At 41.4% G+C, this 18,538-nt stretch carries 15 protein-coding genes; 5 read left to right on the top strand and 10 right to left on the bottom strand.

All coding sequences use genetic code 11. The features are described from left to right. Positions 1-81: 81 nt before the first annotated feature. From ATS75_RS16895 to ATS75_RS16885, 3 genes are read right to left on the bottom strand one after another with little or no spacing between them, the layout of a single operon-like run. The gene (locus ATS75_RS16895; RefSeq protein ID WP_058561588.1) at positions 82-1,578 is read right to left on the bottom strand and encodes an aldehyde dehydrogenase (NADP(+)); all 1,497 of its coding nucleotides are present in this window, start codon (positions 1,576-1,578) and stop codon (positions 82-84) included. Between the two features lie 13 nt (positions 1,579-1,591). After that, positions 1,592-2,593, bottom strand: coding sequence for a 4-hydroxyproline epimerase (locus tag ATS75_RS16890; RefSeq protein ID WP_058561587.1), 1,002 nt, complete (start codon positions 2,591-2,593; stop codon positions 1,592-1,594). A gap of 3 nt (positions 2,594-2,596) precedes the next feature. Then, positions 2,597-2,821, bottom strand: a complete 225-nt coding sequence (locus ATS75_RS16885) for a hypothetical protein (protein WP_058561586.1) — start codon at positions 2,819-2,821, stop codon at positions 2,597-2,599. Positions 2,822-3,090: 269 nt separating this feature from the next. On the opposite strand from ATS75_RS16885, the gene ATS75_RS16880 reads away from it, so the two are divergent. Further along, a complete protein-coding gene (locus ATS75_RS16880; protein ID WP_058561585.1) occupies positions 3,091-4,380 on the top strand; it encodes an NAD(P)/FAD-dependent oxidoreductase in 1,290 nt (429 codons plus the stop codon). A gap of 21 nt (positions 4,381-4,401) precedes the next feature. Continuing rightward, complete coding sequence (locus ATS75_RS16875; protein ID WP_058561584.1) at positions 4,402-5,619, top strand: M24 family metallopeptidase; 1,218 nt, start codon at positions 4,402-4,404, stop codon at positions 5,617-5,619. A gap of 17 nt (positions 5,620-5,636) precedes the next feature. On the opposite strand, the gene ATS75_RS16870 is transcribed toward ATS75_RS16875, so the two are convergent. After that, the gene (locus ATS75_RS16870) at positions 5,637-6,095 is read right to left on the bottom strand and encodes a hypothetical protein (RefSeq protein ID WP_058561583.1); all 459 of its coding nucleotides are present in this window, start codon (positions 6,093-6,095) and stop codon (positions 5,637-5,639) included. A gap of 207 nt (positions 6,096-6,302) precedes the next feature. Here ATS75_RS16870 and ATS75_RS16865 point away from each other — a divergent pair, with 207 nt between their 5' ends. Both ATS75_RS16865 and ATS75_RS16860 read left to right on the top strand, forming a co-directional pair. Next, positions 6,303-6,953, top strand: a complete 651-nt coding sequence (locus ATS75_RS16865; protein ID WP_058561582.1) for a DsbA family oxidoreductase — start codon at positions 6,303-6,305, stop codon at positions 6,951-6,953. Between the two features lie 285 nt (positions 6,954-7,238). Continuing rightward, entirely contained in the window at positions 7,239-7,709 is a 471-nt protein-coding gene (locus ATS75_RS16860; protein ID WP_058561581.1) for a DUF2846 domain-containing protein, read from the top strand. A gap of 94 nt (positions 7,710-7,803) precedes the next feature. On the opposite strand, the gene ATS75_RS16855 is transcribed toward ATS75_RS16860, so the two are convergent. Then, positions 7,804-9,126, bottom strand: coding sequence for an ABC1 kinase family protein (locus tag ATS75_RS16855; protein WP_058561580.1), 1,323 nt, complete (start codon positions 9,124-9,126; stop codon positions 7,804-7,806). 294 nt (positions 9,127-9,420) lie between these two features. Between ATS75_RS16855 and ATS75_RS16850 the strand changes: the two genes are divergently transcribed. Continuing rightward, positions 9,421-10,833 (top strand): YfcC family protein, encoded by a 1,413-nt coding sequence (locus ATS75_RS16850; protein WP_058561579.1) that lies wholly within the window; start codon positions 9,421-9,423, stop codon positions 10,831-10,833. Between the two features lie 446 nt (positions 10,834-11,279). On the opposite strand, the gene ATS75_RS16845 is transcribed toward ATS75_RS16850, so the two are convergent. The 5 genes from ATS75_RS16845 to ATS75_RS16825 all read right to left on the bottom strand — a co-directional run bounded on the left by ATS75_RS16845 (position 11,280) and on the right by ATS75_RS16825 (position 18,479). Beyond that, positions 11,280-13,280 (bottom strand): beta-propeller domain-containing protein, encoded by a 2,001-nt coding sequence (locus ATS75_RS16845; RefSeq protein ID WP_058561578.1) that lies wholly within the window; start codon positions 13,278-13,280, stop codon positions 11,280-11,282. A gap of 260 nt (positions 13,281-13,540) precedes the next feature. Beyond that, positions 13,541-13,819 (bottom strand): peptidylprolyl isomerase PpiC, encoded by a 279-nt coding sequence (gene ppiC / locus ATS75_RS16840; RefSeq protein WP_058561577.1) that lies wholly within the window; start codon positions 13,817-13,819, stop codon positions 13,541-13,543. 43 nt (positions 13,820-13,862) lie between these two features. Continuing rightward, positions 13,863-14,279 carry a thiol-disulfide oxidoreductase DCC family protein gene (locus ATS75_RS16835; protein WP_058561576.1) on the bottom strand — a complete coding sequence of 139 codons (417 nt, stop codon included), beginning with the start codon at positions 14,277-14,279 and terminating at the stop codon, positions 13,863-13,865. 74 nt (positions 14,280-14,353) lie between these two features. After that, complete coding sequence (gene ygjK / locus ATS75_RS16830; RefSeq protein WP_235591200.1) at positions 14,354-16,708, bottom strand: alpha-glucosidase; 2,355 nt, start codon at positions 16,706-16,708, stop codon at positions 14,354-14,356. Between the two features lie 19 nt (positions 16,709-16,727). Then, positions 16,728-18,479, bottom strand: coding sequence for an MFS transporter (locus ATS75_RS16825; protein ID WP_058561575.1), 1,752 nt, complete (start codon positions 18,477-18,479; stop codon positions 16,728-16,730). Positions 18,480-18,538 lie beyond the last annotated feature (59 nt).

Here is an 18,538-nt window from a genome sequence, read left to right as displayed (position 1 = left end):
ATGCCAAGTTAGATTCCGTCCTCAGCCATCGTTCATAAAGGAATGCGGGAATATGCAATATTGACTCCCGCATTAATTACTTTATGCCTGATAACAAATAGGGCGCACAAACCGCAACATTGCATTTGTGCCTACAGATGTACTACGTACATCTGTAGAGCTTGGGAAAGGACCGCCATGATTCATCGAGCCACAGACTTCAACGCCTGTTGGCATCTGATTTTTTATCAAACGGCCAACTTTATATTGCAGCGCTTCGATAAGGCTATCGGCTTTAGTTAAGTCACCGTCGGTGCCATGCACACTGGCGGTTAGCTGCCCTTGCAATTGATTTACTAATGTCATGAGCTGCTGTTCACTGTCGTAGCGCACAACTAACGCCGCAGGACCAAACACTTCTTCTTGTAAAGCAGGGGTTGCTAAGTAGTCATCAGCATTGCATGCGAATACATGTGCATTAGCATGAAACGCCTGTCCAAGTTTGCCCTCGCCTAACACACTTACCTTATCAAGCTGGCTACGCGCTGCTATTTGGTGTTTAAACGTGTTAACAATCCCTGGGGTGAGTAACGTGTCTGACGGGGCATCATTAATGCACGCAGTAATGTGTGCTTCAAGCTCATCACACCCCGTTGGTATTAACCATAAGCCTGGGCTAGTGCAAAATTGCCCGTTGCCCATCAGCATTGACTGGCAAAGCGATTGTGCAATCTCTTGGCTGTGGTCAATAGCTTTATTAGGTAAAATAACTTGTGGGTTAATACTGCCAAGCTCCCCGTAAAATGGGATTGGTTCATCGCGCTTTGCAATGGTTGCTTGCAGTTTGCTTGCAACATTAAATGAACCAGTAAAGCCCACGGCTTTTATAGCTGAAGCTGCAACTAACTGATGCGATGTATCGTATGATTTACTTTGCACCATCGCAAATACACCTAATGGCATTGCGCATTCTTTCATAGCTGCAAGCGCCGCACGCGCCATTAACTCACCGGTTCCTGGGTGCGCCGTATGATTTTTTACAATGACTGGGCATCCAGCAGCGAGCGCGGCTGCAGTATCGCCACCCAATGTTGAAAAGGCATACGGAAAATTAGATGCACCAAAGACAGCCACTGGCCCAAGCGGTAAATAATTAAGCTCGGTGTGTGGTTTTGGCAATGGTGCTCTTGTGGCATCAGCCTCATCCACTACTTTTAATCCTAGTGGTGATTCTGGGTTGTCACGCAGAGCAGCTGCAAACGCCTTTAGTTGATTCACTGTTCGCATACGCTCGCCTTGCAAACGCATCATAGGCAGATTAGTTTCTTGATGAGTTTGATCAAGCAACGCATCCCCAAGCGCGAGTATGTGATCTGCAATGCACGTCAAAAAATCAGCTCGTTGCGCAAAACTGGTTTTACGATACTCATAAAATGCCGATTGCGCGGCCGCTATTGCCCCGTCTAATTCAGTGGCACTAAGATTAAAAAAGCGCGTTGATAGAGGCTCATTACGCGCCGGGGAAAATGCGTTAAATTCACCATTCGCTGAATCACCAACCCACTGCCCTGCTACTAAACTTTGTCCTGTTAATGTCATGTTTTGCTCCTGATTAAATTACTTGAAACCCAAATGCATATGGGTCATCGTCATCGACAGTGATCGCGCTTGTGCCCGTCACCTTAGACCAGCCTTGAATACTAGGCAGAATGGCTGTTACGCCTGCGATTTCTGTTACCTGTTCAATGCAACCAATAAACTGGCTACCGATATAACTTTCGTGTATGAAATTTTGCCCTTGAGCCAATTGCCCCTTGGCAAATAGCTGTGCCATGCGCGCGCTTGTCCCTGTGCCACATGGCGAACGATCAATGGCTTTATCACCATAAAAAACAGCATTGGCGGCGTCTGAATTGGCATTGTTGGGTGCGCCTGTCCATAAAACATGGCTTGCACCTTGAACGGTAGAATCAAGTGGGTGAACACATTTCATTTTTGCGTTTATGGCATCGCGTACCAACGGGCTGTACTTTAAAATTTGCCCAGCAGTTAAATGTTCAATGCCTTTATAATTCCCCTGCGGTTCAACAATAATGTAGAAGTTGCCGCCATAGGCGATATCGACAACTAGCTCTCCTAGTTCGGGTATGGATATAGCAATTGATTGATGTGCTAGGTACGCTGGCACATTATAAATTTTTACCCACTGGACTTTACCGTCGATCATTTCATAATTGACTTCAACGCGTCCTGCCGGTGTATCAAGTTTAAGTGTTCCTGGCACGTTTGCATGCAACAAGCCATGCTCTAACGCAAATGTGACGATACCCATCGTGCCGTGACCACACATGGGTAAGCACCCTGATGTTTCAACGAATAAAATAGCCGCATCGCCATCCTCTGTTGTGGGTGGATATAAGAATCCGCCCGACATCATATCGTGACCACGAGGCTCAAACATGAGCGCTTGGCGAATCCAATCATGATTTTGCAAAAAATCTTGGCGTTTTTCACTCATGCTCACCCCGTTTAGTAACGGGTGACCACTGGTTATCAGCCGTACTGGGTTGCCACAGGTATGGCCGTCAATACAAAAAAAGGTCCCTTTGAGCATAACTTAGTCCAACTTAAATTCTGTTAAGGCAACACGGTTTGCCATCGCTTTCATGTTAAGCGAGGTGAATGAAGTGTTCTGGTCTGACGTATCCAGTTCAATAATATTGTGAACGCCTTCATTGTTTAGTTCATCGATCATCTTTGCTGTTGCTGCAAAATTAATGGAGTCGCCTGCATTGAACTGAGTCGGTATTGTTGAAAAGACTCCTTGCCAATTTACTGTCATTTGAATTACCTGATTGATGTTTAGGCTTGATATAGTAAGTATATTGTATACAATAATCAATATCCTATTTTAACATTGCTTTAGTCATTGGTTTAAATAGGCCTATTTGGCGCAGTAAAAATAAGGTTAAACAACTGAAAGTAAATACTAAAAAATCAAACCAACAACGTTAAACAACCATATTTCGTAATTTAAAAAACTGAATGCAATATTGAGATAGGCAATGATTTATCGGCCAAAATAGCGAATTGCATCAAGAGGTAATTATTTTGGCAGATCAAAGTACACAACATATTGGGGTCATTGGAGCGGGTGTGATTGGTATTTGTTGCGCGCTAAACTTACAACGAGCGGGCTTTGCCGTTACTTTGTATGATGAAAACGGTTTAGCTCAAGGATGCTCTAAGGGGAATGCAGGGCATTTTGCGACAGAACAAGTCTTTCCTTTAGCGCATGCATCGGTACTCAAAAAGCTTCCTTCTATGTTGTTAAACCCACTGGGTCCACTGCGTATTGATTGGCGTTATGCCATTAAAGCACTTCCTTGGTTTTGGCTATTTCTAAAGAATATGAATAACAACACCTACACAGCCAACTCGTTGGCATTAAAAGCACTAAATCAACACGCGATCTCAGCCTATGACCAGTTACTAAGTAACTATAATTTAGACTATCTAATTACTAAAAAAGGCAGTTTACTGACCTTTGAAAAAACCCCGCTTGAACAGATAAATAGTTTATTAGAGAGTTATCAAGCACATGGTGTGAATGTTGAGCTACTCAATGCAGAGCGCGTTCAACAACTTGAGCCAAACTTAGCCTCCACAATCACTCACGCTTTATTATTTAATGATGTTGCTCACAGTGTTGACCCGCATTTATTTTGCGTAACATTAGCGGAGCAATTTATTGCCCTAGGTGGGCAGTTTTGCCATCAAAAAGTGACCGCGATTGAACAAGCTGAACACGGGTATACACTGGTAGGTGAGCAACAACAATTTGCCGCTGACAAAGTGATTATTGCCGCCGGCGCATGGAGTAAATCACTCATTAAGCCCCTTGGTTATAAAATCCCGCTGGATACTGAACGTGGGTACCATTGCATGCTGGCAAGTAATTATGGCCTTTCTCGCCCTGTCGCATCTGCGGAGCGAAGCTTTATAATGACCCCTATGAGCCAAGGTTTACGTATAGCAGGAACGGTAGAGTTTGCAGGCACACAACGTAAAATGAACAACAAACGCGCACTGGCATTATTGCCTCACGCCAAAGCGATGCTAAAAAAATCAGCCACTTCCTTGCATGCTCAAAACACGTGGATGGGCTGTCGCCCTTCTTTACCTGACTCACTGCCAGTGATTGGTGAAGCCCCTTTTCATCCAGGTATTTTCTTTGCATTTGGCCATCAACATTTAGGGTTAACACAAGGCGCAGTCACTGGCGAATTAATTACTTCACTGTGTTTAAAGCGTCCCACAAAAATAGACATTAAACCGTATTGCATCAGTCGGTTTTCAACGCAAGCGGCTTGCAGTTCCCCCATCCCACACGCACAATAGCCCATTAACGAGGAGAGCATTATGACGACCACAGGTATTGGTACTCAATCTAAAGAGCAGGCACTGGCTAGTCTGCGTAATATGACTGAAGATTTACAGCCCATTCAAGCGCAAGAACATCAACAACGTATTAAAACAGCGCAAACTTACATGCAAGCAAATGGCATTGATGCTATTTATTTAAATGCAGGCACAAACTTAACCTATTTTACCGGCATGCGCTGGTATGCCAGCGAACGTATGGTAGGCGCAATTTTACCCGCTAAAGGTGACGTACAATATATTGCACCTTATTTTGAGATTGGTTCTCTAAATGGCTTTAAAGTGATTGATGGCCCTATTCGTGGCTGGCAAGAGCATGAAAACCCATACCAACTATTTGTCGATGTCATCACTGAAATGGGCATTGCACAAGATGGCACAGTTGGGATTGATGAAAGCGCCCAGTTTTTTATTTTTGATGGCATCAACAAAGCACAAAATGGCTTAAAACTGGTTAATGCACAACCTGTCACTGCGCATTGTCGTATGCATAAATCAGCCAATGAGCTGAAACTAATGCAACGTGCTATGGACATGACACTCACTGTACATCAAGCAACCGCAAGCATGTTACACGAAGGTATTAGCACCACAGAAGTGGAAGCTTTCATCAAGCAAGCTCACCAAAAGGTAGGCGCGCCGGGTAATTATTTTTGTATTGTGTTATTTGGTGTTGCCACCTCTTTCCCGCATGGGGTAAAGGATGCACAAATCCTTAAAAAAGGCGACATGGTATTGATTGATACTGGCTGTAAGGTACATGATTACCTGTCTGACATCACGCGTACGTATGTTTTTGGTGAAGCAAGCGACCGCCAACGCCAGTTCTGGGATTATGAAAAAGCCGCACAAATTGCCGCCTTTAATGCTGCTCAAATCGGGCAAAAATGTGAGTCTGTTGATGCTGGCGCACGTGATTATTTAACGGCTCAAGGGTTAGGCCCAGAGTATCAAACACCTGGATGCCCTCACCGCACAGGCCATGGTATAGGGTTAGATATTCACGAGTGGCCTTATTTGGTGGGGGGTGATAAAACACCACTCGCGACAGGCATGTGTTTTAGTAATGAACCCATGCTGGTTGTGCCAGGTGAGTTTGGTGTACGCTTGGAGGATCATTTTTACATGACCGACAACGGACCTAAATGGTTTACTAAGCCCGCCCACAGTATTGATGATCCGTTTGGTCTAGGGTAAAGCGTTAAACGATCAGCCTACATGGCTGATCGTGTCAGTAACTCATTATTTTCGCACCATTCGTTTGGTGCTTTTTCCAGTGTTGCCTTATCAGCTACACGCACTTTTACGCATTGAGTATCATTGGGTAATTGCTCTTTTTGCACAATCGAAAAAGCGCCTTGCCTTTGAGCCGATAGTTGATATTCATATGCCTCATCACTGCCTTCAACTAAAGCAGTAAATAAGCCGCCAACAAGTGCCCCGGCAATCGCACCTGAAATCATATCTTCATGATTACCGTCTAGCTCTTCAATAACACCAACCCCCGCTCCCATCATAATGCCCGTTTTCATTTGTGAAGACAGTTCGACAGCCCTAACAGAGTCCACTGTTGCATAGAATTCAGTTACTATTTGGTTTTCTTCAGCACGGTCAACACCTGGGCCTGCAGCACAACCTGTTAATAATAGTAAAACGACAAATGCTTTGTTCATAATGTTGCCCTTTGGATAGTTTTTGTTTGTCTAATAATGAGTGTATTGGGTTTTAAAATGAAAACTGTTCAAGAGTGTTCTAAAGATGTAAGAAACTGTGCAATAACTACATTAATTCACTTTAATTGACGATCTCTGCTGTGTTTCCTTGAACTTTATGATGTACGCCTTCATATACTCACTATATTGTGTAAAACAGGTTCCCCTATGAAAAAGCTAAAAATCGACATCGTCTCTGACGTAATGTGCCCCTGGTGCGTTATTGGCTATAAAAACCTTGAAACCGCATTAGCCCAATTAAGTGACGAGTTTGACGCTGAAATAAGTTGGAAACCCTTTGAACTTAATCCAGATATGCCCATTGAAGGGCAAGATTTAAACGAACATTTAACGCAAAAATATGGCCTAACTGAAGAGCAAAGCGATGCAAATCGAAAACATATTTTAGAGATGGGTGAAAAAGCAGGGTTTACTTTTAACCTTGATGGTAAACGCATCATGATTAACAGTTTTGATCTGCATCGTTTACTGACTTGGGCAGCTGCCGAGGGGAAGCAAACCGCATTAAAACTGGCGTTCTTTAAAGCACATTTTACCGATTTGCTGTATCTAAACGATGAAGAAAGCTTATTAAGTGTGGTCCAAAGTGTTGGCCTTGATAAGGTTCGCGCAAAAGAAATTTTAGCCAGTGGTGAGTACTTTCAAGAAGTGCGCAGTGAACAAAATAAGCTGCAACAGATGGGCATTACCTCTGTACCGACATTCATTATAAATGATGAATATGCACTAACTGGCGGACAACCAAGCGATGCATTTGTACAAGCATTTAAGCAAATAGCAGAGCAAAACAGTCAATAACGCTTTAACATCACGTAATGCATGTTACGTGGTGTACTATTAAAACCTACCGCATCCCATGTGCTTATTTTAAAAAGTACATGCCCGCTCACATACCTCAACTCAATATATAATCTTAAGTAATAACGCGTTTTTTAGTAGTAAAACACCCGATAATTTGGTATCACTACACTGCACGAAAAAACGTAACTATTTCGGGAAATTAACATAAATAGTTGTGTCTAATTAGTGCAGTTAAGTAAATGGGGCACGTTGCTCTAAAATAAAAAATGATAAGGAAATGCAATGAAATCAGCAGTACTCGCAGCAATAATGTCAACAGCGCTATTAGCGGGATGTTCTTCAGTTCCAATGGAATCAAAAGAAGTTGCAAACAAAGCAAAAGAGTTTAATGCACCAGCACAAGACAAAGCTGGCATTTACGTTTACCGAAAAGACACGTTTGTTGGCGCGGCATTAAAAAAAGATGTGTGGGTTGATAAAGAGTGCGTAGGTCAAACAGCCAAAGGTGTTTTCTTTTATAAAGAAGTACCTGGAAACGAAAAGCTGAAAGTCTCTACAGAGTCAGAGTTTTCACCAAATACCTTAACAATAGATGCAAAAAATGGTGAGCTTTACTTCATAGAGCAATATATAAAAATGGGGGCTTTTGTTGGCGGTGCAGACCTAGCGCTTGCTAACAAGGAAACGGGGAAATCAGAAGTGCTTAGGCTCGGAATGGCAAAAGGTGGTAATTGCGACTCTGAACTAGAGTAGGTTATTGTTTACCTATACTAAGGTTACCTAATTTATTCCTTTGTTGACCGTTTTAATGAACGGTCAATACACATCTAACTTCCAAGGCCATGCATTACCCTTGTTTGCACTGCGTTAAAAACTCTTTATACAGTTGATAAACGTTGACCTTGGCATTCAATTTTACTGCAATAAGGTACAAACCCGCTAATTTACGGTGAATGAATAACGCATCTATCGGTGGAGAATGCCACTGCGCTTTCTGAGTACTCATTTCAAGGCCTTTATCGCGTATCTGTTTAGCAAGTGGACTTGCTGCAAAATCATAAGCCTCGTCAATCAAAAGAGGCTCACACGCCAATTTAAATATATTAAGCACATTTTTTTTGTAATGTTCGTCTATTTGACTATCAAAATAGCCTATCTGCTCTGCAGCGAGTGCTATCTTTGCCTGATCATTTGCAATTGCGCCCGCAAAAAGCTTTAAATAGCCATCACAAATTACGTTTGATAACTGCCGAGTTGCCCCAAAATCAAGTAGTACAATCGTTTTTGAAGCAGGCTGATATAAATAGTTAGCAAAATTAGGATCTGTTTGAACGGTATTAAATTGCAGTAATTCGTAGAAAAATAACTGTATTAAATCACGGGCGAGTTCGTCTCGTTGTGCTTGCTCCAACTCAACGCATTCATCAAGGTCAATGCCATCAACAAACTCCATGGCAAGTACATGTTTGGTGCTGAGTTCAGGGTAGGTTTGTGGCACTTTAAATTGCGTAAATGGCGCAAGATAGCGCTGATATAATTGTAAAAAATCAGCCTCGCGCTCATAATCAGACTCATCTAAAAGTTGCTGCTTAGCGTCGGCCACCAAAGGGTCTATATTTATATGCTTAGGCAGTAAACCACTGAGCTTGAGCAAACTGGCTAAATTATCAACATCACTTTCAATACTTTTAGCAATGCCTGGGTATTGCACCTTAATCGCCAACGCTTTGCCGTTCTCTAAATTGGCTTTATGTACTTGCCCTATTGATGCCGCAGCAAACGGCTTAAGCTCAATGTGTGATAGCTTATTTAGCCACTGTGCTCCCCATTGAGTTTTAAGTACCCCGACAAGTTGTTTATGAGGCATTGCATGGCCATCAGAACGCAACCTCGCTAGCAATTGGCTCAGCTCGGGAGGCAGTAATTCGCCTGAATCCATTGATAATAACTGACCAAGCTTCATCGCCGCACCCCGTAACTGTGCAAGCTGCTCTGTAAGGCTTTCTATATTTTTAGAAGACATTATTAATGATTGCCGATTAAGTTTTTCACCCTTCGCCATTGATTTTGCACCATCAAGCAACACATTTCCGGCGACTTTTGACGCCAGCAACCCAAATTTACTTAATCTTGCAAATCGCGATGTTGGCACCGATTTTGACTTACTCATACACTATAACGCTTCAAAATATGTTTAATTAATGGGTATATATTACGTCAAAACCCAACATTTAGATCCCTTTAGGCACGGTATAAAAATACATTACCTCCCCCCCACAAACAAAAAAGTTAAATGTTGATAACCCGTTACTAAAGCGTTTTTAAAAGCAGCCTCTGTTATTGTTACATTCCTTTACAGACAACCGTCCCTTTTTTAATTTTGACTTAGTAAGTCGTGGTATTCTCCTTCGCAAAAATCAGCATATGTCGTTATTTGCTGTCTTAATTAAACTAGGGAGAACGTATGAGTAATACCTTCAAAGTGCCACATACTTTGATTTTGCTGTTAGGCATGATGGTCATTGCATTGGTTGCAACGTGGCTAGTGCCGCAAGGCTTTTTTGATACAACCTTGACTGAAAATGGCCGTGAAATGGTCATGGCTGGCACCTACCAAACCGTGGCAGAGCGCCATTATTTAACCCCTTGGGATTTATTAACAGCTATTCCACGTGCTTTTGCCGCCGCGCAGGACGTGATCTTCTTTGTATTAATTGTGGGTGGTGTACTGGCTATCGCACGAGCAACAGGCACTGTTGATGCACTTATTGGCCGTTTACTTGAACGCCATGGCGAAAAACCACAACGCTTAATATTTATGGTGGTATTTTGTTTTGCGTTAGCCTCAAGCAGTATTGGTACAGCAGGCGAATACATTCCCTTTGTGTTAATTTTAGTCGCGTTATGTAAAGCAATGAGACTCGATGCAATGACCGCGGTAGGCATGATTGTTGCCGGTTATGGTATTGGCTATGGGGTATCGGCGTTTAACCCTTTTACTGTACTCATTGCACAACAAATCGCTGAAGTACCTGTATATTCAGGTCTATGGTTGCGTTTGGCAATCTTTGTACCGTTTGTATTGATTGGTTTTCATCACGTATGGCAATACACTCAACGTGTTGCGGCTGACCCAAGCAAATCAATGATGCTCGATGTGCCGTGCCCATTAAGTGACAAAGCCACTCCCCATTACCCTGCGCTTGCAATGCGCCATAAACTGATATTAGGTAGCTTCATTATTACCTTAGGTATCGCAGTATGGGGCATTGCCACCAAGGGATGGTACTTATACGAATTAGGTGGTGTCTTTATTGCTTGGGGTGCCGTAATTGCTATTCTTGGGCGTTTATCTGCTGATGAAACAGCTAACCGCTTTATTGAAGGTGTGTCAGATCTTGTCACTACGGCCATTTTAATTGGTGTGGCAAGAGGTATTGCGTTAATCCTCGAAGACGGTCAAATTTTACATAGTTTAGTACACGGCATGTCACTGCCGTTATCGTATGTGAGTGCTGAAATATCAGCCATTGGCATGTTAGTCATTCAAACCTTGCTTAACACCTTTATTCCTTCAGGCTCTGGCCAAGCATACGTGACTATGCCACTCATGGCGCCGCTGGGCGATCTTGTCGGTGTCCCACGCCAAGTTGCTGTGCTGGCTTATCAATTTGGTGATGGCTTTTCAAATATGATCATTCCTACCAATGCGGTATTAATGGGGATATTAGGTATGGCGGGTGTCCCTTACGGGCACTGGTTCCGTTTTTGTTTACCGCTATTACTAAAACTAATGACGGCAGCGTCAATTGTATTGGTACTGGCTGTTATGTTTGGTTACGGCATTGATGTGCAACCCACCGCAATCGGTGGATAAACGCAGCCGCGTTTAAAAATACCGTTGCGGCGGGCTAGTGAACTTGGTGGATGGATTTAAAACCAAGTTCACTATTACACACCTAAAACCTTACTTTAGGTTTGGTAAGTGGTAATAACCTTTATACAAAGTGTTAACTAAAAACTTGATTAATTTGTGAAATTAATGACATTTAGCGTCTCAGAAATAATGGCTTGTAATTAATTTACGTAATTCGCATTTCAAATCGACAGCTATTCTGACTAGATAATCTAAATCTATCTAATACATAGCTCTCTTGTAGATTCAACCCAACAACCAACTTGTGTATCTAAATTGTAATTACCCATTTCATTGTTCGAGAAAACGGGCATTAGCGAGTTAATATCACAAATATAGTTAGAAAATTATAAAAAGCCTTCACGACCTTAAAACAGAGGCTGCAATAAGATACATAGAATCCCCCGTCAATAAGACTTAGTCTTAATATTAATTCTTTTTATTTCTTCAACTTGATTTCCAACTAGTTGTGATTCAATCAGTTCATCACCTGTTAATACAAATATCCTGTCATTAATGAAAAAAGGCCTTGAGTTACCGTACCAATCGACACAAGATACTTCGCAATTATCAGCCAATGATATTTGTTTAGCATGACTCTTAACCTCTCCAGCTTTTATTACTTCGTAACCCCCAGCTAATCCGAAGAAGATTATGTTTGCTGCTACGTTTTCTTCCCAATAAAAATCATTTAGTAGTGTATTACCAGTATTGTTAACTTTATTATATGCAGTAATTCCGGCAACACCAAAGTGGTTATCAAATTGAGCGAAGTTGAATGCATGACTGCGAGTATCGTGTTCTAAAAAGTCCTCAAATACCCCGCTCCCCTCCAAAAATGGCTTGTTTTCGATATTTATGATTGAAACATTAAAATTAAAGTCTGTATCTATGCCTGAAATAAATAACTTCCTGCCAACCGTTTCTATTCGATCTACACTGTGTCCTAATTCAATATTTAAATCTTCAGCAGTATTTAATGACTTAAAATACAAAGTAAATTGGGGTTTTACTGAAGCTTTTGACTTATAACCTCCATTTATATCCGCGTAATAACCTAGAACAAGCCAACTTTCTACAAAACGATTATTTATATAATTTGGTGAAAGATACCAAATTCTAGAAGGCATTATTCGGTCTTTGCTCGATGAGTCAAATTCATCTTTTGGTATTTGGAATAGTTGAGCTTTTTCTTTAGTTTCTGACCATGGATTATTCACAGACACAATATTTAGCACTCCTTCACTTTCATAAAAGGAAAACTGATCAACAGGTACTCCATCAACGTCAACAACCTTAAATTGTTGACTCAAATGTTCTAATTTGAACAGCTTAGAATCCCCGCTCATGTGCGAAGTAGCTGTAGATTCATAGTGAGTATTCCAATTTTCATCGAAGTTGAAATCGGTTACAAGTGATTTAGGTAATGCATACGTCCATAAATAAAACGCGGACTGAGAAACAAAGTATTCATAATTGTTGGAGCTAATCACTCCTTTCCCCGTGCATTCAAAATTTTCAGATAAAGGACTACATGTAATAATAGTGTGTAATATTGGATCGGTAACGATTTGATTGGGCTTGTAAATATCACTAGGTTTGACAATTTCCTCCCAGATTAAATTATCTGCGTTGCTAGAATTTAGCCTTGCAAATTTGGGAATATTAACGCCAAGATCGTTTAATTCACCTGAACGATTTGCAATCAGCTCGACTGGTAAATAAGTAAGATACTTTCCTTTGAATAATCGAGATGCGTAGTTGTCACTACTAAAGTAATCATTAGACTTAATTGCGATCCCATCTTTGTAGCTTATGACGCCATTGTCATTAATTTTGAATCTTAGTATTTGCGATGCGTCAAGTGAATAGCTATACCCAAGAACCAATACTATATCTTCAACAACTAACAATTCGTCATACCAAACGTCCTTACCCCAGCCTGGTTGAATAACATCAATTTCATATGGTAGATTAAATTCACCTGCGCCATATTCAGAAAGCCTAACTGAGTATATTTTCCCTTGTCGTAAGATCAGTAAGTAATCACCAGATACTTTAACTATGTCTCCTTCATCGATTCCATTAACCTGATTGTTTGTAATACTAGAGAAAGTAGAGTCGACCCTACTTCCTGTTACCTGTATCCTCTCAATATCATCGACATACAATTCTTTAAAATGTTCTCTCTCTTTGGTATTGCGATAATTGATAAGCGCTGAAACATTCGAAACATAATCTATAAGTTCATCCTTAGATTTAAATTCTTCAACTCGATTTGAGGACAACTGTTTCAGGTTTGGCTTTTCTACTATTGAGCATGCACTAACTAAAGTAATAAGCACAATCAAGGTGAGACGATAAATCAAATCGGTAGCTTTGGGTTTGATGCTTAACATTACTTCCATGTCCTTCTATTCGCAATAAACGATTGTAAACAATACTCTTATATAATTATGAAGTGCTAATTAGATTTTTAAATAGTGGTGATATTAAGGTCTATTCACTCTTCTACATTTAATTAACTACAAAAAATTTAAGTTAATTTTTCTTCGTTTGACTCTATAAGCACTTATGTTGAAGAAGAGTTTAAAATGTTTAGAACATTAAAAACTCCACCTACCAAACCTATACGAATCCCAAGGAAACGGTTTTTTGTATTACTCATTTAAGTACGATAAAGCACTTTAATGACATGCCAACCAAATTTTGTTTTAACTAAATGCGGTTCAAGAATTTCACCATTAAACGCTATTTTGTCAAATTGAGGTACCATTTGACCGCGTTTAAACTCACCTAAATCCCCCCCTTTTTTACCCGAAGGACACGTAGAGTGTTTTTTTGCGAGGACTTGAAACTTAGCGCCTTTTTTAAGCTGTTTGATAATGTCTTCGGCAAGCTCTTTATGCTTAACCAAAATATGAAGTGCATGGGCGGTGCTGGCCATAATGTATCTCTACTAAACTAAACTGCGCTGATTTTATCATTTATTATAAATAATGTCGTTGATCCTCACGATGAGGTAAACGACAGTAGTTAAATTTGCCAAATAAGTGGTAACGATTAAACGCCACACGGTCATACCCCCAATCGCGCAATCGTTTGGGTATTAAAGACAGGATTAACACTGCGCGCCAGGGCCAGCCTAATTGACTCAACACACGAATGACGGCATCACTTTGTATGAAACACTGTTCATTATCAACATACACCATACTTTTCACGTTATCAGTAGGGTAATTAAAGTAATTAAGCACAGCGTGGCCTTTTCGCGACTGCACACTGCACAGTTTAAAACGCGCTTTTTTGTCGCGTTTGATAATAAAATTACACCATGCATCACATAACTTACATTGGCCATCAAATAAAATGACGTGTTTATTTTGAATCAGCTGTTGAACATTCATCACTTAAATAGCCGCACTTTCATCATATGATTGGTTGCAAACATGCACTAAATTAACATAATAAGCAACGTTTGCTATTGACACCATTGCCCCTGTTTCTGCGCAATTAACAACAAATGTGCCGCACTCCATGAAAAATTTGGTGCGCCTTGCTGTTCGCCTGTAAGTGGGTTGTAATTTTCGCGAATGGGAGCGGCTGATAGAATGCCATCTGCGTTGGCCAATAACTTTTCACTTAACTGTTGCGCTTGAGTGCAATATCCATAATGGCTCATTCCAATTAAGCCAAAGTAAAGTTGATCCAGCCACACTCGACCACGCCAATAGATATCAGCGCCAAAGGCTGGGTTGCTCAATGCCGCGCTCCCCAATGGCACACGCGTATTGAACTCGTTTTCGTCCAGCATAACCTGTATCACTTTATCCGCTTGTTCAACACGTGCAACTTGGTTGAACAACGGTGACCAGCCTTCAGGTCCCTTACCTCGCTTAACCAGAGGCTTGCCAGCACAGCCATTACTCAGCGGCGTTTTTTCTATTTTAATGTCATAGTAAAACCCTGTTTTATCATCATACATGCACGTATTAATATAGTCTCTGAGCTGCGTGGCTTGCTTTAAAAAGTAACTGGCCTGATGCGGATAATTAAGCTGTTTCGCTATTTTCCCTAAGTAGCGGTTATCTGCGGCCATGTAAGAGGCTTGATCAACCGACTCTTGTAATAATGAATACCCTAACAAGGTGCCATTCGTATTGGTATTTTGGGCAAAATCCACTTGCCAATCTCGGGCTTGTCCGCCTTGCTTAATATAATCAACAAGTTGCTTAGGGCTAATAAACCCAAACACCCCTGCATCATCTCGGCCTGACTCCCAAGAAGCGGCGGTTTGTGCAGGCACGTTGATCTGTACTAATTCACTTTTTGCTCGCGCAGCTTCATACTGTTTTAGACCGTATTGAGTGTGCCACTTTGCCTCTTTTTTCACTTCAAATATTAATTCACCACCAGGTGTGTTATGCGCTTTATCAAGGGTTGCGCCATATTCCGGCACGCCATTGTCATTATGATCGCGGTTTTTTAACCACCAATTACGGTATGCAACAAGTTTCGGGTACATGTTCGCTAACCACGCTTTATCATTGGTGTATTTGAACACTTGCCACACAGCCCAAGATGCCAAACTGGGTTTGGTATTTCTCTCATTCCAATTGGTGCCATCACCACCACGCTCAGGGCTTAAGTTATAAGCTACTAAGTCAGGCACAAATCCAGCATCCCAGGGTCTGTGTAAATCTTTATCTTGTATTTGGTATTCAAATACAGCGTTAAGATTCTGTTTAGCCAATTGCGGGTTAAAGGTGGCCAACGCGAATGCTTGTTTATAACTGTCCCATGGCCAGGTTTGATTACCAGAAAACCAACGTCCTGTAACAGCGGGACTGACCGTGTCATAACTCAGCGCACCGGCGGCACTGCGCCAGTTAGCCATTAAAGTTTCTACGCTTTTCACAGCTAACTTTAAGTACGGTGTTTGCTCAGGAGAAATAGCCTCTGTCGCATGGTGAATATAACCCTGCCAGCGCAACTTGCTACGCGCTAAATAATAATCGGGACGTTTAAGAATGTCTGCAATGACAGGCTGCTCAGACTCTACTTCTTGCGCGTTAAGCAGGTATGAGTAAGTGGTAAAAAAGGTTTTACTCTGTGTAATGGTTGCGCGACTTGCGTAACTTGTATCGCCATGAGTGGTTTTTACAGGCAGTGTTTTATGCAGCTGTAACTGTGAACTGCCTGAGGTGAGTAATTGCCCAAGATCACGCACTTTACCAAACCGTAGGATGAGGCTGTTGGCTGACACCTCCCACTTAGGCAAAAAAGTGGGGTGTACTTTAAAAGGCGAACGCGGGTCAGTCACTTTGCCATTTTTAGCACTGAGGTGATTAACTAATTCACCTTCAAAATACAAGGTTAAAGGTTGCTGGGTATCTATGTGAGTTTTAACCAAGGACGTGCGATTACTCACAAAACGAAGTGTTAGAGTAATCGTTACCCCTTCCCCTTTGAGCTCTTGTACAAGCGCCCCCGGCAGACTGTATACCTGCATTGTTAACTCTATTTTATTCGCGCGATTTATCGTATCACCTTTATAAACACTCAGCTTTTCAAAGTAAGGGGCAATAAAATTCAGGTATTCTTCTGTCACAATAGCGGGGCCACTAAATCCACCCGCGTGATCTTCATCAGGTAACAAATGGCCATGCCAGGCCCCTAAATCAAACAGCGGACTAAAACGTTGGTGGCCACCTTGCTCAAAATCTTGCATGTAATAGGGAGTGCCCGTTCTATTGATGAGGTCTTTATAGCTCGGCTCACTGTTTGCAATTGTTTTTATACTCACCAATAGCATAGCCAGCACAAGTATCGTCACATAGTTTACCTTCACTATTTTAGTCCTTTTTATAACGCGCTAAAAAATAAAAACCTAACCCCGTTGCTAACGCAATTAAGCCAAAGAGTAGCCACATTAGTGCGGGGCTATGTAATGTTTTGACCAAATAGCCATAGCTCCACCCTGACAAAAACCCTGCGAATAAGAACCCCAACGCCATTGATACAAAATAGTACCCCATAAACATTGCCGCACTGCCTTTAGGCGCTATACTCGCAACATATTCTTGGCTTTTAGGGGAAGTGAGCATTTCACCAAAGGCAATTAATAGAATCACCGTCACCATAACAGCTCCCCCTAATTGGGTTAATAATAGACCCGAACTCATCAACAGCAATAATAAAAAAGCCCCGGCGGTCACAATAAGGCCACTTATTAATACCGAGATCACTTTAAAGTGCTGACATTTTACGCTGACAATTATCTGTAATAATACAATGGCAGCAAAATCTAAATTAATAAGGTACTCAGGATTTATTTGACGATAAACAAGCCAGTGTTCACTGAGCTCTTTACTTTGCGTTAAAGTAAAACCACCCGCGTTAATCTGATTGATAAATAACGCAATCTCAGAAACAGGCACATTGACCTTTAAGTGAACCAGCTCTAATCGGATTGCCTCTAAATCAACGTTTGAACTTAATGTGGCCGCATAATTGTCTGCTAATGAGAGTAATTTTTGGCTCAGCGCTTGGTTATCCACGTACGCAAAAAAATCAACGACGGGCTGACCAAAATAGCTCAAAAATGCCACTAAATCTTGTGTATCAGTATAATCACGAATAAACAAAGGTAAGGTATAAAATAATTGATTGTAGACAGTCCAAAACCCGGTTAATACAGCCAAATAAAGTGCAAAGTTACGGTTACTCACATGCACACGTTGCAAGTACCATGTTTCGGTTTTACGTTTGCACATCACTTTATCCCACAGGCCATTTAAAACCAGCCAAACCGCAATGAGCGAAAAAGCCTGCGGGTAACTTAACCAACTCACACCCGCGGTCATTAAAATAATCACACTCATAAAAAGCAAAAGTGCAAAACGGCTATTTCCTAATACCTGTTGGGCTTGTTGTAAAACATGCCCAAGCCCTTTGTCATTTTGCGGGTTTTTCTCTGAATCGCGATAAAAAATAAGCGGTATAAAATTAATTAAAATCCACGCTGACGACATAATAAATACCGCATCCCAGCTAATGGCGCGTAAATACCCCGCGACGAGCGGCCCAATAAATCCGCCTAAATTCACCATGGTATAAAAAATACCAAAGCCCAGTCCGCGATTAGTGTCATTGGTGCTTTGACTTATTGTGCCCACTACCACCGGTTTGAAACATGCAGCGCCAAAAGCCACTAGCATTAAGATCATAAAAAACGAATTAAAGTCCGTCACTTGGCCTAAAAAATAATAACTGGGCGCCATTAAAATGAATGAGCAAAAAAACATCTTTTTATAACCATATCTATCTGCAAGCGCACCAGTGACAACAGGCAAAAGATATAAAAAGAACGGAATAATCCCCTGAATCGCACCGCGTTGGGCATCATTAAAGCCCACCCCACCTTGTGCAACCGGGGTTGTCATGTATACCGACGACACAGCAAAAAAGCCATACCATGCTAAACGTTCAAATATTTCCATCGTATTAGCGATGTAGAATGCTAGCCCAAACCCACGCCACCCAGTTTTGTTTGTCGCTATGTGTGAATGCTGTGCTGATGATTGTAATTGTTGATTGTTATTCATAGTTTACTTTTCAAATTAAACGCAGTATTTTATATTGCATACAATATACAAATAAAACA

Source organism: Pseudoalteromonas sp. H105 (assembly GCF_001469215.1).
Taxonomy (GTDB): Bacteria; Pseudomonadota; Gammaproteobacteria; order Enterobacterales; family Alteromonadaceae; genus Pseudoalteromonas.
Note: the sequence above shows the minus strand (reverse complement) of the source record. Positions and strands in the feature narration are given on the sequence as shown.

Excerpts from the sequence above, each read along its gene's own strand:
- ATS75_RS16845 (WP_058561578.1), bottom strand. The coding sequence starts at position 13,280 with ATGGAAGTAATGTTAAGCATCAAACCCAAAGCTACCGATTTGATTTAT.
- ATS75_RS16890 (WP_058561587.1), bottom strand. The coding sequence starts at position 2,593 with ATGCTCAAAGGGACCTTTTTTTGTATTGACGGCCATACCTGTGGCAAC.
- ATS75_RS16885 (WP_058561586.1), bottom strand. The coding sequence starts at position 2,821 with ATGACAGTAAATTGGCAAGGAGTCTTTTCAACAATACCGACTCAGTTC.
- ATS75_RS16835 (WP_058561576.1), bottom strand. The coding sequence starts at position 14,279 with ATGAATGTTCAACAGCTGATTCAAAATAAACACGTCATTTTATTTGAT.
- ATS75_RS16855 (WP_058561580.1), bottom strand. The coding sequence starts at position 9,126 with ATGAGTAAGTCAAAATCGGTGCCAACATCGCGATTTGCAAGATTAAGT.
- ATS75_RS16850 (WP_058561579.1), top strand. The coding sequence starts at position 9,421 with ATGAGTAATACCTTCAAAGTGCCACATACTTTGATTTTGCTGTTAGGC.
- ATS75_RS16870 (WP_058561583.1), bottom strand. The coding sequence starts at position 6,095 with ATGAACAAAGCATTTGTCGTTTTACTATTATTAACAGGTTGTGCTGCA.
- ppiC (WP_058561577.1), bottom strand. The coding sequence starts at position 13,819 with ATGGCCAGCACCGCCCATGCACTTCATATTTTGGTTAAGCATAAAGAG.
- ATS75_RS16895 (WP_058561588.1), bottom strand. The coding sequence starts at position 1,578 with ATGACATTAACAGGACAAAGTTTAGTAGCAGGGCAGTGGGTTGGTGAT.
- ATS75_RS16825 (WP_058561575.1), bottom strand. The coding sequence starts at position 18,479 with ATGAATAACAATCAACAATTACAATCATCAGCACAGCATTCACACATA.
- ATS75_RS16865 (WP_058561582.1), top strand. The coding sequence starts at position 6,303 with ATGAAAAAGCTAAAAATCGACATCGTCTCTGACGTAATGTGCCCCTGG.
- ATS75_RS16875 (WP_058561584.1), top strand. The coding sequence starts at position 4,402 with ATGACGACCACAGGTATTGGTACTCAATCTAAAGAGCAGGCACTGGCT.
- ATS75_RS16860 (WP_058561581.1), top strand. The coding sequence starts at position 7,239 with ATGAAATCAGCAGTACTCGCAGCAATAATGTCAACAGCGCTATTAGCG.